We start from the raw sequence: 12,650 nt of genomic DNA on the forward strand, positions 1-12,650 counted from the left end.
GCCGGAGGGGCGACCGCATGATGGAGCCACTCGGGTTACCTGTTGGTAACAAACTTCCGCCGTGGAGGCAACAGTTGAGAACCCCACTTCTCCGCTTCTCCGCAACTCCCGTGCGCCGCAGGCTCGGCGGGGCCATCGGCGCGACCGTCCTGGCGGGCGCGCTGCTGGTCGGCGCGTCGGCCGCCCCGGCGAGCGCCGCGACGTCCCCCTCCGTCGCGCCCGCCGCCGCCCGCTCCATCGCCGCCGCCGCCACCTCCGCCTCCGCCGAACTGCCGCCCGACGGTGACTCGGTGGCCTCGCCGCCCGGCGCCAACGACTGGAACTGCCGCCCGAGCGCCGCGCACCCCGATCCGGTGGTCCTCGTGCACGGCACCTTCGCCAACCGCTACGAGAACTGGCTCGCCCTCTCCCCGCTGCTGAAGGGCCTCGGGTACTGCGTCTTCGCGCTCGACTACGGCACCATCCCGGGCGTCACCTCCAGCGGCAGCGGCCTGCTGCTGCCGATCGGCGGCCTGGGCCCGGTGCCCGAGTCGGCCGCCCAACTCGGGCGGTTCGTCGACCTGGTGCTGAAGGCGACCGGCGCGGCCAAGGTCGACATCGTCGGGCACTCGCAGGGCGGCATGCTGCCGAACTACTACCTGAAGTTCCTCGGCGGCGCCGCGAAGGTCGGCCGGCTGGTCGGCCTGGCGCCGTCCAACCACGGCACGACGCTCGACGGGATCACCGAGCTCGTGCCGTACTTCCCCGGCGTCGCGGACCTGATCTACACCGTCTGCCAGGCCTGCCGCGACCAGGCGGTGGGCTCCGACTTCAACCGCACGATGGCCTCCCGCCCGGACACCGTGCCGGGCGTGAGCTACACGGTGATCTCGACCGTGTACGACGAGGTCGTCACCCCGTGGCGGACCCAGTTCCTGACCGGCCCGGCCGTCGACAACGAGGTGCTGCAGAACCACTGCCCGATCACGCTCGCCGAGCACGTGGCGATCGCGTTCTCGCCGACGGCGCTGCACCTGGTGACCAACGCCCTGGATCCGGCGCACGCCACACCCGTGTTCTGCGGCTGATCCGCACCCGTCGGAACGCCGCGGCCCGGGAGGGAGACCTCCCGGGCCGCGGCGTTCCGGTGTCCGGGCGCCCGCGCGTCCCGCTTCCCCGGCGTCAGCGCGACGGGCGGAGCGTGACCACGGCGGTGACCCCGCCGGTCCGGACCCGCACCTCGCGCGGGCCGGCCCCCTCCAGCAGGGCGGCGTCGTAGCGCTCCAGCACCGCGTCGCCGTCGACGGCGGCCGAACCGGTGAGGCAGACCAGCAGGACGGTCGCCCCCGGCGGGACGTCCACGGCGGCCGGTGCGGTCAGCACGTCCACGGCGGCGTCGACCCGGCCGCGACGGGTCATCACGTTGAAGTCGACCACCGGGCCGGCCGACAGCCGACAGTCCGTCACGGCGTCACCGGAGAAGGCGAAGGGGCGGAAGGGTTCGTCGACCAGGTGCTCGGCGCCGTCGACGGTGAGCGTCATGCCGGGGCCCTCGACCAGGGTGATCACCCGGTCGACGCCGGGGAACGGCGAGAACGGCCCGGCCGACGCGACGTCCGCGAGGCTGACCCGCCAGTCGAAGGCGTCCAGCCCGGCCCCGGCCGGGAAACCGGCGACCTCCCTGGTCACCCCGCCCCCGTTGAGCCATGCCGTGGCCGGGCGCTCGTCCGCCCGCAGTACCTGGATCCGTCCGCTGCTCGTCATGGCCCGCATCCTGCCACCACGTCCGCGCGCGGCCGCGTCGGGAGCCGCCCGGGGCCGTCGGCGGTGGGGGCGGTCGGACCGGCCGTGCCGACGACCCGGGCGCTCCCGTCAGCGCCGACGGACGGCCAGCGGCAGGAGCGCCCCCGCCGTGGCCGCCACCGCGACGGTGGTCAGGGCCATCGGCAGCCCCGCCGCGTCGGCGAGGAAGCCGATCACCACCGGGCCGATCAGCATGCCGCCGTACCCGAGCGTCGAGGCGAACGCGACGCCCTGCGGGCCGCCCGCCGCACCGGCCCGGGCGATCGCGAGGGGGAAGAGGTTGGCGAGGCCGAGGCCGGCCAGGACCAACCCGCAGACGGCCAGCGGCACCACCGGGGCGAGGGCGGCGACCAGCATGCCGGCCGCCGCGGTCAGGCCGCCGAGCAGCATCAGCCGGGTCTGGCCGAGCCGGATGGACAGCCAGGTGCCGCCGACCCGTCCGCTGGTCATGGCGAAGGCGTACGCGGCGTACCCGGCGGCGGCCGTCCCGGGGCTGGCGTGGACGTCGTCGGTGAGGTGGAGGGTGGTCCAGTCGGCGATCGCGCCCTCGCCGTACGCGGTGCACAGCGCGGTGAGGCCGAGCAGCAGGACGAGCAGCCGCAGGTGCGGGGCGGTGCGGCCGGCCGTGGTGCGGGTGCCGTGGTCGCTCGTGGTGTCGCCGGTGGTGCCGCCGTCGCCCGTGCGGCCTGGCGCGACCAGCGGCGCGGCCGGGCTGCGCAGCAGGACGACGCCCGCGGCGGCGGTGACGGCGAGGCCGAGCAGACCGCCGAGCGCGAGCGCCCACGCGGTGCTCAGCGCACCGGCGAGGAGCCCGCCGAGGCCCGCGCCGAGCAGACCGCCGAGGCTGTACCCGGCGTGGAAGCTCGGCATGACGGGCCGTCGCAGCTGCGCCACCAGGTCGACGGCGGCGCTGTTCATCGCGACGTTGGCGCCGCCGTACCCGGCGCCGAAGAGCAGCAGCACGCCGCCGAGCGCGGCGACCGAGTGGGCGTGTGCGGGCAGCGGGACGGCGAGGCTGAGCAGGGCGAGCGAGCCGACGGTCACCGGGCGCGAGCCGTACCGCAGGCACAGCCGCCCGACGAGCGGCATGGTGAGGACGGCGCCGATCGACAGGCAGAGCAGGGCCAGCCCGAGGGCGCTGTGCGAGGCGTTGACCTGGCTGCGGATGTCCGGGATGCGGACCACCCAGGCGGCGAAGAGGAAGCCGTCGACGGCGAAGAACGCGGTGAGCGCGAGCCGTGCCGAGCCCCAGGGGCTGTCCGTCCCGGGGGGTGTGCTGCGAGACTGGGGGGAGGTCTGGTCGGGTCGAGGACGCGGGCGGATTTTGTTTCGAAGCGGCACAAAGTCACAATAGGGGCGTGCAGCTCTCACCTTCAAGTCCGCGACCAGGTTCCGGAACCGACCTCGAAGCGCAGCGCGACGCCCACCGCCGCGCGGCCCCCGATCGCGGTCGGACGCTGCTCGGCCCCGCGCTCTCGCTCATCCACACCGGACAGACGCCCACCCGCTCGGCGCTCACCCGCGCGCTGGACGTCACCCGGGCCACCGCCGGGGCCGTCACGGCCGAACTGGAGGCGCTCGGGCTGATCACCGTCGACTCGCGCCCGGCCGGTGGCGGACGCGGACGCCCCTCGCACCGGCTCGCGATCGACCCGCAGGGCCCGGTCGTGGTCGCCGGGCAGATCCACGCCGACGGGCTGAGCGTCACCCTGGCCGGCCTCGGCGGCCTGCTCGACCCGCCCGTCCACCTGCCGCTGCCCGCCGCCACGGACCCGGTCCGGATGCTGCGCGCCGTCGCCGAGGCGGGTGCCGAACTCGCCCGCGCGACCAGCCGGCGCTGCCTCGCCGCTGCGCTCGCGCTGCCGAACCCGGTCACCGAACCCGACGGCGCCGCGCTCGCCGCACTGCACTTCGCCTGGCCCAGCGGCACCCCGGTCGCCGACCTGTACGACGTCGAGGTGGGCCGTGCCGACCACGGCCCCGGCGCCCGTCGGCCGCTGCCCACCGCCCTCGCCAACGACGCCAACCTCGCGGCGCTCGCCGAGTACCGGCACGGCGCCGGGCGCGGCGCCCGGCACCTGCTCCTCGTCACCTCCGGCCATCGCGGCGTCGGCGGCGCGCTGGTGATCGACGGCCACCTGCATACCGGCAGCGCCGGGCTGGCCCTGGAGGTCGGCCACCTCACCGTCGACCCGCAGGGCCGGCTCTGCCCGTGCGGCAACCGGGGCTGCCTGAACTCCGAGACCGACCCCGACGCCCTGTTCGCCGCCGCCGGGCTCACCCCCGAACCGGGGCGCCCGCTGCTCGACCAGGCGCGCGAGCTGTGCCGGGCGGCCGCCACCGACGAACGCGCGCGGGCCGCCGTCGAACACGTCATCGATCGGCTCGGGCTCGGACTCGCGGGCGTCGCCAACATCCTCAACCCGGACCGGGTGGTCCTCAGCGGGCTCCACCTGGACCTGCTGGAGGCCGCGCCCGAGCGGCTGCGCGCGGTGGTCGCCGAGCGCAGCCTGTGGGGGCGCAGCGGGCGGGTGCCGATCGTCGGCGCGGAGCTGGCGCACGGTGCGCTCGCGGGTGCGGCGGAACTGGGCTGGGGGCCGTACCTGGCGGACCCGCAGTCGGTCACGGCGGGCTGAATCCGGGGTCGGGCGTCGGGCTGGGGGCGGCGGGTCGGACCAGGGGCGATAAGCGGAAGCTGGGACTACGAAAACGGTCACTTATCGTGACTCTCCTACACTCGTAGTGAGCAGTGGGGGGTCATAACGAGGGAGAGTGGCCATGAGCACCCAACCCGGCAGGGCCCAGTCCGGCGGAGCGAGCGGCATCGAGCCGACTGCGGGCATCGAGCCGACCGTCGACGTCGACCGGACCGACCCGCAGTACCGCGCCTGGCTCAAGGAGGCGGTGCGCAAGGTCCAGGCCGACGCCAACCGCTCCGCCGACACCCACCTGCTGCGCTTCCCGCTGCCGGGCGAGTGGGGGATCGACCTCTACCTCAAGGACGAGTCCACCCACCCGACCGGCTCGCTCAAGCACCGCCTGGCCCGCTCGCTCTTCCTCCACGGGCTCTGCAACGGCTGGATCCGCCCCGGCAAGCCGGTGATCGAGGCCTCCAGCGGCTCCACCGCCGTCTCGGAGGCGTACTTCGCGCAGCTCGTCGGGGTGCCGTTCATCGCGGTCATGGCCAAGAGCACCAGCCAGGCCAAGATCGACCTGATCGAGTTCCACGGCGGCGAGTGCCACCTCGTCGACCGCTCGGACGAGGTGTACGAGGCCTCCGCCCGGCTCGCCGAGAGCACCGGCGGGCACTACATGGACCAGTTCACCTACGCCGAGCGGGCCACCGACTGGCGCGGCAACAACAACATCGCCGAGTCGGTCTTCGCCCAGCTGCGCCTGGAGCCGCACCCCGAGCCGGCCTGGATCGTCGCCACCGCCGGGACGGGCGGCACCTCGGCGACCATCGCCCGGTACGTGCACTACATGCAGTACGACACCCGGATCTGCGTCGCCGACCCGGAGAACTCCTGTTTCTTCGACGGCTGGGTGCACCACGACCCGGACGCCGTCTGCGAGCGGGGCTCGCGGATCGAGGGCATCGGACGGCCCCGGATGGAGCCGAGCTTCGTCCCGGGGGCGATCGACCGGATGATGAAGGTGCCGGACGCCGCCTCCATCGCCGCCGTGCGGGTGCTGGAGCAGGTGCTCGGGAAGAAGGCGGGGGCGTCCACCGGGACGGGGCTGTGGAGCGCGCTGAAGATCGTCGCCGAGATGCGGGCGGCGGGGCGGCGGGGCAGCGTGGTCGGTCTGATCTGCGACCCGGGCGACCGCTACCTGGACAAGTACTACTCGGACGACTGGCTGGCCGGCGAGCGGATCGACATCGCGCCGTACCGGGCCGTGCTGGAGTCCTTCCTCGCCGGCGGCGCCTGGACGGGCTGACGCCGAGGCCGTCGCCCGCCCGCCCGTCGCCGAGCCGTCGCCCGCCCGGGCCGTCCTGTCCCCCCCCGACGCCCCGGCGCCGAGCCCCCGGCGTCAGGGCAGCGGTGCGCCCGGCAGGTCGGCCGGGACGAGGAGTTGGAGCTCCTCCGTCGACGGGTCCGCGAGGTGGGCGACCCGCATCGCGTGCCGCTCGACCATGGTCTCGAAGACCTGCCGCGCGGTGCGCCCGTTGCCGAAGTTGGGGCCTCGCTCCAGCCGGGCGAAGTGGTCCAGCAGCACGCCCTCGGTCGCCTCGGCGAGCGCGTACTCGTGCTCGGCGCACTGGGCCCGGGCGATCTCCAGCAGCTCGTCCGCCGTGTAGTCGGAAAAGGTGATGGTGCGGGAGAAGCGGGACGAGACGCCGGGGTTGGCGGAGAGGAAGCGCTCCATCTCCAGGGTGTAGCCGGCCACGATGACGACCACTTCGTCCCGGTGGTCCTCCATCAGCTTGACCAGGGTGTCGATGGCCTCCCGCCCGAAGTCGCGCGCGCCGTCCTCGGGGGCGAGCGCGTACGCCTCGTCGATGAAGAGCACCCCGCCGCGCGCGCGGTCGAAGGCGGCGGCGGTGCGGATCGCGGTGGAGCCGATGTGCTCGCCGACCAGGTCGACCCGGGCGACCTCGACCAGGTGTCCGCGCTGGAGCACCCCGAGCGAGGCGAGGATCTCGCCGTAGAGCCGGGCGACGGTGGTCTTGCCGGTGCCGGGGGCGCCGGTGAAGACCAGGTGCCGGCGCAGCGAGGGCGCCTTGAGCCCGGCCTGGCGGCGGCGCTTGCCGACCGAGATCAGGTCGATGAGCGTGCGCACCTCCTGCTTGACGGTGGCCAGCCCGACCAGGGCGTCCAGTTCGGCGAGCGCCTCGTCGGCGGGCCGGCAGTCCGGGATCGGGGCGATCGCCGAGCCGGCGGCCGTCGCGGCGGACGTGGCGGCGGCGGTGCCGGCCACCCCGCCCGCGCCGGCCCTGCCCGCCAACGGGGCGGTGGCGGAGGCCAGTTGGGCGGTCCGCGGGCCCGGTACCTCGGCCGAGCCGGCCGCCGGTCCGACGTCGTCCGAGGTGCAGCCCTCGGCGACCGGCCCGGGCTCGGAGAACTCGAAGCCGGCCCGCTCGTTCTGCTCGGCCCGGCAGCGGGTCAGCTGGGTGCGGCAGCCGTCGATGATGTGGAAGCCGAAGCCCTTGCCGTGCGAGACCCGGCAGTCCTCGAAGGTGCCCCGCCCCTGCGCCGAGACGTACACGCCGGCGTCGGTGCTGGCCCGGACGGTGCAGTCGCGCAGCACCGGGTCGGCGCCCTTGGTGACGATCACCCCGGTGGCCACGTCGGAGATCTCGCAGCCGGTGAGCAGGCCGCCGCTGCCGTGGTCGCGGAACCACAGGCCGGTGCCGGCCTCCTGGACCCGGCAGCCGGTGAGGGTCACCGCCGCGCCGCCGCTGACCGAGACCGCCGAGCTGCGGATCCGGCTGAAGGAGCAGTCCGCGGCGATCGCGGCGGAGTCCCGGTCGAGGACGAACAGCGCGTCCGGCAGGTCGTACAGCGAGCAGTCGGTGAGGGTGAGCCGGGCGCCGTCGCTGACCCACAGCGCCGGGTACTCGCCGGTGGAGCCGTGGATCTGGCAGGACTCGGCGACGGCCTCGGTGCCCTGGTCCCAGACCGAGAGCGCCCCGCGCCCGAAGTCCCGGACGGTGCTGTGGTCGAGGCTGATCCGGGAGCGGCCGCGCAGGTCGGCGCCGTTCTCCGGCAGGTCGTGCACCCGGCAGCCGGTGAGGACGAGTTCGGCCTCGCCGTCCAGGGTCAGCCCGTTGCCGGTGACCCGGTGGATCTCGCAGTCGACGAGCCGCCCGCGGGCCTGCGACTCGGCCTGGACGCCGCTGCCGCGGATCTCGTAGATCTCGCAGCCGGTCAGTTCGGCGGCGCTGCCGGGGTCGGAGAGCAGGACGCCGGCGCCGGCGGCGTGGTGGATCCGGCAGCGGTCGAGGGCGGCGGTGGCGCCGCCGAGGACGGCGAGTCCGGCCTGCCCGGCGGCGGCGACCTCGCAGTCCTCCAGGGCGGCGGCGGTGCCGGGGCCGCGCAGGCGCAGCCCGAGTCCGGCCGGGTTGGCCACGACGCAGCCGCGCAGGGTGGGCCGGGCGCCGTCGGTGATCTCGATGCCGGTGGCGGAGCGGGTCTCGATCCGGCAGCCGCTGAGCGTGGGCGCGGTCTGCGGCCCGGTGATCAGGACGGCCGGGGTGGAGCTGTCGCCGCCCTCGACGACGAGGTCGCGGACGGTGGCGTCGGCGGTGACGGTCAGCGCCGCTCCGGACGGCGGGTCGATCCGGACGGTGCCCGGGCCCTGGGCCGGGACGATCGTCACGGGCTTGTCCAGCAGCACGTTCTCCCGGAACGTCCCCGGCCGGACGGTCACGGTGTCGCCCGGTTCGGCGGCCGCGAGGGCCTCCGCGAGGGTGTCGTACTCGCCTGCGCGGCGGCGCCAGCGGGATGCGCTGTCCTGGGTGACCCGGACCCTGTGCTCTGCCATGACGGTCTGTCGTCCCCACCTTCGTCGAGCCGGCGTTCAACGGGCCGTACGCGCGGGCCGCCCGCCCACCGTAGCGCGCCTCCATGGGTGGTCCGGTCGGCCGCGGTCGCGCGGGCACCGGGGGCTCGCGCCTTCGCCACAGGTTCCGACCACATGTTCAACGAGCGCGCTCACCCGTGGTTCCGAGCCGGGGTCGCGCCGCGGGGGCGGCCGGGGGGGCCGGTGAACCGGCGCGCCGCCGGTTCACCCCCGCGCGTCGGCGGGCCACTGCGCCCCGTCCTCCAGCACCTCGACCGGGTCGCCGACGCGCAGCGTGCCGAGCACGTCGCCGGTGGTGCCGGCCGGCCGCTCCGGGATCAGGTTCTGCCCGAACGCGGCCTTCTTCAGCAGCCGGTGGTGCCGGGCCAGGGTGCGCAGCGGTTCGGGGCCGCGCCGCTCGCCGCTCTCCTGGTCGGTGGTGGTGATGACGCAGCGGCCGCAGGGCTTGACGACCTTGAAGGTGAGGTCGCCGATCCGGATCCGGCGCCAGCCGTCCTCGGCCCACGGCTCGGCGCCGCCCACCACGGCGTTGGGGCGGAAGCGCTCCATCGGCAGCGGCTCGTGGCCGTCGGGGTGCTCGGCGGCGATCAGCTCGTTGAGCCGCTCCAGCGAGGCGGTGGTGGTGAGCAGCAGGGGGAAGCCGTCGGCCATCGAGACGGTGGTGCCGGGCTCGGCGTAGTCGGGGTCGGTCGGCCGGGCGTGCGGGTCGTCCAGGTGGACCAGGCGGTAGTCGCCGAGGTGTTCGGCGATCCACCGGTGCGCCTCCTCGGCAGCCTCGGCGGCGCGGAAGCGGGTGCCCCAGACCTCGACCTCGGCGAGCGGGTCGCCGGCTGCGACGGCGGGCGCGGGGACCTCGATCCGGGAGCCGTCGGGGGCGGTGAGGCCGAGCGCGCCGTCGGGCAGCAGGTCGGGCCGGATCTGGCCGAGGGCGGCGTTCTCGCGCTGGCTGACGAAGCGCCCGGTGGCGTCGGCGAGCATCCAGCGGCGGTCTCCGGCCAGGCCCCAGGGTTCGACGGCGGCGGTGTCCGGGCTCAGGCGGTACATGGACTTGACGGGGTAGACGTGGAGTCCGGTGAGCTGCATTCCCCCATCCTGCCAGCCGGTTCCCGGCGGTCCGCAGGAGCCCCGTACGCGCACGGACCGCCCGGGACGCCGTGGGGGGCGTTCCGGGCGGTCCGTGGATGACCCGTTTCTCCGTACGCCCGGCGCGGGGAGCGCGCCGGGTGGTGCTCAGGTGGTGCGGGTTCGGGCCGGGTGGGGTCCGGCCCTGGAGGTCAGTGGCTCAGTAGCCCTGGCCCTGCTGCTGGTAGCCGCCCTGCTGGCCCCCCGCGTTGTAGGCGTTGTTGCCGGGCTCGCCGTACGGGCCCGGGCGCTGCGGCTGCATCGGGCGGACCGGCGCCATGGCCGGGCGCAGCTGGGCGCCGCCGAAGCCCTGGTCGCCGCCCTGGCCCTGGAAGCCGGGGCCGGCCGGGCCGGGGCCGCCGAAGGACTGCTGGCCGCCGAAGCTCTGCGGACCGGCCTGCGGCTGGCCGCCCGGCTGCCCGGGGCCGAACGCGCCCGGACCGCCGATCGGCTGCGCGCCGAAGGACTGCTGGCCGCCCTGGCCGCCGATGAAGGTGTTCTGGCCGCCGAAGCTCTGGCCGCCGGTCGGCTGGTAGCCGCCGCCGGCGGTCTGCGCGAAGGCCGGTGCGGCGGGCTGCGGCCGCTGGTACTGCTGGGGGGTGCCGTAGCCGGGGACGGGCGGCTGGGGCGCGGAGGCGTACGCCGGCGCGGGCTGCGCGGGGATGTACGCCGTCGCGGGACCGGCGGAGGGGCCGCTGCTCGGGCCGGGGCCCAGGGCGAGGCGGGCGGGCGGCAGCGCGGGGAGGTTGCTGCCGGCGCTCTCGTACCCGTTGCCGTACCGGTTCTCGTAGGACGGGCCGGCGCTGGCCCCGTAACCGGACGACATGGCCGGCGGCAGGGCCGCCGGCACGTTGATGGGTGCGATCTGGGGGACGCCGCGCTCAGCCACGAGGCTGTCGTAGATCGGCGTGCCGGAGGAGAAGGACGGAGAGGGGTAGCCGACTCCGTCGTAGGAGCGGGGCGAGGTCATGGGGCATACGGTAAGCCCACAACGCGCCTGCTGAGGAGAGCGGGAGGGGGAGCAGTTCGACTGTTTACACAGTCTTCGCTCGCACAAAGGTTTCGAAAGTAGGAAGAACGGACATACCGGCGCTCAGTTCCGGACAACCTCGGCGTGCCGTCAGTGATCGAACAGTACCCGGACGGCGGCGCGGCGAACCCTTGCGGTGACCGGGCGGTGGACGGTTCGGGGCCCGCCGGAGAAACTTTTGCGGACAGGGCGTGCGCCGGCGCATTCGAGCCCCCGCCGACGGTCCGACGAGGGCTCGTGAATGTTTCGGGAATAAAGTCCCCGTCAGCGGCCTCGGGCCCGTGGTCAGCTCGCCTGCAACGCCTGCGCCTGCGCCGGGAGGCCCGGCCGGCCGGCGACCTCCGAGGTGCAGAAGGAGCAGCGGGTCGCCGCGGCCGGAATCGGGCTCAGGCACTCCGGGCAGTCGACCTTCACGACCGGCGCCGGCTTGGCCGACTCGAAGCGCGCCTGGAGCCTGCCGACCGGCAGCACCACGGCGAAGTAGATCACCGCCGCGACCAGCACGAACCCGATCAGCGCGTTGACGAAGACCCCGTACGGGAACCGGGCGCCGGCCACCTCGAAGGTCTTCTGGGTGAAGTCGCCGACGGCGCCGGTGGCGACCCCGATGAGCGGGGTCAGGAAGGCGGTGACGAACCCGGTGACCACGGCGGTGAAGGCCGCGCCGATCACGATGCCGACTGCGAGGTCCACCACGTTGCCGCGCAGCAGGAAGCTGCGGAATCCCTTGAACACCGGGTGACTCCAAATCCGTACGGGGAAGGGGGAGATGAGGCAGCGTGACGGGCGCCCCGGCCGGACATCCTGCCGACCGGGCCGGGCCGAGGTCCAACCGCGTTCACCCGATCCGCGTAACCGGCCGCAGGGCGCGCCGGCCGGTTCCGGGCGCAGCCCGGGCGCTCCGCGTACGGGTCGATCCGGCCGCCGCCGGGCCGGAGGGGTTCAGAGCGGCCGCACCCGCAGCGCGCGCTCGTAGAACTCGACCATGTGCGCGGACACCTGGGACAGCGTGAACGAGGCCAGGAACCGCGCCCGCGCGGCCTTCGCCCGCACCCGCGCCGCCGCCCGGTCGTCCAGCGTGTCGACGACCGCCGCCGCCAGTTCGGCCGGCCGCTCCGGCGCCACCAGCCGGGCGTAGTCCTCCGAGCCGACCGTCTCGCGCAGCGCCGGCACGTCCGCGCAGACCAGCGGCACCCCGACGCCCATCGCCTCGATCGCCGTGCCGCCCTGGCCCGCCCAGCGGGACGGCACGGCGAGCACGTCGGCAGCGGCCATCAGATCGGCCACGTCCTCGCGCGGCCCGAGCAGCCGGACGCTCCCGGCGGACTCGGCGAGCGCCCGCAGCCGTGCGCTCTCCGGGCCCGCCGCGCCGGCGAGCAGCAGGACGGCCCCCGGCTGCGCGCGCCGGACCGCCGGCCAGGCCGCCAACAGCACGTCCAGGCCCTTGCGGTGGTGCTGGCCGGCGGCGGCCAGCACCACCGGCACGTCCTGCGCCAGCTCCAGGGCGCCGCGCACGGCGGCCCGCCGCTCCGGGGTGGCCGTGCCCAGCAGCTCCGGGTCGAGCCCGCGCGGCACCACGTCGATCCGCCGCCGGGGGATGCGCAGCCGCCGCGCCATCGTGCCGGCCACGTGCCGGGTGAGCGCGTGGAAGCGGCGGGCGCCCTGGGCGGTGGCCGCGTCCAGGGCCTGCGCGGTGCGCATCCGCCAGGGGCTCGCCCCGTGCGCCGCAGACTGCTCCGGTCCGTACGCCGGGTCGAGCAGGCTGGAGACCACCGGGGTGCGGGCGGCCAGGGCGGCGGCCCGGCCGAGCACGTCCGAGGCGTGGCGGGCGGTGTGGACGAGATCGGGCCGGCGTTCGCGGATCAGCCGGCGCAGCGCGGCGGCGGTGGCGGCCCCGGTCGGTCGGCCGACGCCGAACACGGCGGCGCCCGCCGCGGTCAGCTCCGGCTGCCAGCCGCCGGGGGAGTCGTAGAGGTAGGCGACGTCCAACGTGACGCCGGCGCGCACCAGTTGGGGAGCCATCGAGACCAGGGCGCGCTCCGCCCCGCCGGCCCGGTTCACGCTGTCGACCACCAGAAGCACCTGCACCGGCCACCCCCGCCCGCTGCGGGCGCGTCCGTTCTCCCGTGCCGGACGCCCCCTGACTGGTGATCAGCATCGCAGGTGGCCGTCAGGCCCGCCAGCCGTA

Annotated in this window: 10 protein-coding genes; 3 read left to right on the top strand and 7 right to left on the bottom strand. The window is 75.4% G+C overall.

Translation table 11 applies throughout. The features are described 5' to 3' along the window. Positions 1 to 74 precede the first annotated feature (74 nt). Positions 75 to 1,067 (top strand): esterase/lipase family protein, encoded by a 993-nt coding sequence (locus tag OG556_RS28685; protein WP_371521133.1) that lies wholly within the window; start codon positions 75 to 77, stop codon positions 1,065 to 1,067. A 94-nt stretch (positions 1,068 to 1,161) separates the two neighbouring features. Here the strand turns inward: OG556_RS28685 and OG556_RS28690 are convergent, their stop codons facing one another. Both OG556_RS28690 and OG556_RS28695 read right to left on the bottom strand, forming a co-directional pair. Then, positions 1,162 to 1,743 carry a HutD family protein gene (locus OG556_RS28690; protein ID WP_371521136.1) on the bottom strand — a complete coding sequence of 194 codons (582 nt, stop codon included), beginning with the start codon at positions 1,741 to 1,743 and terminating at the stop codon, positions 1,162 to 1,164. Between the two features lie 108 nt (positions 1,744 to 1,851). After that, positions 1,852 to 3,123 (bottom strand): MFS transporter, encoded by a 1,272-nt coding sequence (locus OG556_RS28695; RefSeq protein ID WP_371521139.1) that lies wholly within the window; start codon positions 3,121 to 3,123, stop codon positions 1,852 to 1,854. Between the two features lie 17 nt (positions 3,124 to 3,140). On the opposite strand from OG556_RS28695, the gene OG556_RS28700 reads away from it, so the two are divergent. Together OG556_RS28700 and OG556_RS28705 are read left to right on the top strand one after the other, a co-directional pair. Next, positions 3,141 to 4,418 carry an ROK family protein gene (locus OG556_RS28700; protein ID WP_371521142.1) on the top strand — a complete coding sequence of 426 codons (1,278 nt, stop codon included), beginning with the start codon at positions 3,141 to 3,143 and terminating at the stop codon, positions 4,416 to 4,418. Positions 4,419 to 4,560: 142 nt separating this feature from the next. Continuing rightward, entirely contained in the window at positions 4,561 to 5,724 is a 1,164-nt protein-coding gene (locus OG556_RS28705) for a PLP-dependent cysteine synthase family protein (RefSeq protein WP_371521145.1), read from the top strand. Positions 5,725 to 5,817: 93 nt separating this feature from the next. On the opposite strand, the gene OG556_RS28710 is transcribed toward OG556_RS28705, so the two are convergent. From OG556_RS28710 to OG556_RS28730, 5 genes are all read right to left on the bottom strand, one after another. Beyond that, positions 5,818 to 8,271, bottom strand: a complete 2,454-nt coding sequence (locus OG556_RS28710; protein ID WP_371521148.1) for a right-handed parallel beta-helix repeat-containing protein — start codon at positions 8,269 to 8,271, stop codon at positions 5,818 to 5,820. A 243-nt stretch (positions 8,272 to 8,514) separates the two neighbouring features. Beyond that, a complete protein-coding gene (locus OG556_RS28715) occupies positions 8,515 to 9,393 on the bottom strand; it encodes an MOSC domain-containing protein (RefSeq protein WP_371521151.1) in 879 nt (292 codons plus the stop codon). Between the two features lie 199 nt (positions 9,394 to 9,592). Further along, on the bottom strand, positions 9,593 to 10,402 hold the full coding sequence (locus tag OG556_RS28720) for a DUF6643 family protein (RefSeq protein ID WP_371521154.1): 810 nt from the start codon (positions 10,400 to 10,402) through the stop codon (positions 9,593 to 9,595). Positions 10,403 to 10,747: 345 nt separating this feature from the next. Further along, complete coding sequence (gene mscL / locus OG556_RS28725) at positions 10,748 to 11,197, bottom strand: large conductance mechanosensitive channel protein MscL (RefSeq protein WP_371521157.1); 450 nt, start codon at positions 11,195 to 11,197, stop codon at positions 10,748 to 10,750. A gap of 207 nt (positions 11,198 to 11,404) precedes the next feature. Beyond that, positions 11,405 to 12,535: a glycosyltransferase family 4 protein gene (locus tag OG556_RS28730; protein ID WP_363586877.1), complete on the bottom strand. Its 1,131-nt coding sequence runs from the start codon at positions 12,533 to 12,535 to the stop codon at positions 11,405 to 11,407. Between the last annotated feature and the right edge of the window lie 115 nt (positions 12,536 to 12,650).

The sequence above is a fragment of the Kitasatospora sp. NBC_01300 genome (assembly GCF_041435235.1).
Lineage (GTDB): Bacteria > Actinomycetota > Actinomycetes > Streptomycetales > Streptomycetaceae > Kitasatospora.

Coding starts and splice junctions, on each gene's coding strand:
- OG556_RS28705 (WP_371521145.1), top strand. CDS start 4,561: ATGAGCACCCAACCCGGCAGGGCCCAGTCCGGCGGAGCGAGCGGCATC.
- OG556_RS28690 (WP_371521136.1), bottom strand. CDS start 1,743: ATGACGAGCAGCGGACGGATCCAGGTACTGCGGGCGGACGAGCGCCCG.
- OG556_RS28710 (WP_371521148.1), bottom strand. CDS start 8,271: ATGGCAGAGCACAGGGTCCGGGTCACCCAGGACAGCGCATCCCGCTGG.
- OG556_RS28715 (WP_371521151.1), bottom strand. CDS start 9,393: ATGCAGCTCACCGGACTCCACGTCTACCCCGTCAAGTCCATGTACCGC.
- OG556_RS28720 (WP_371521154.1), bottom strand. CDS start 10,402: ATGACCTCGCCCCGCTCCTACGACGGAGTCGGCTACCCCTCTCCGTCC.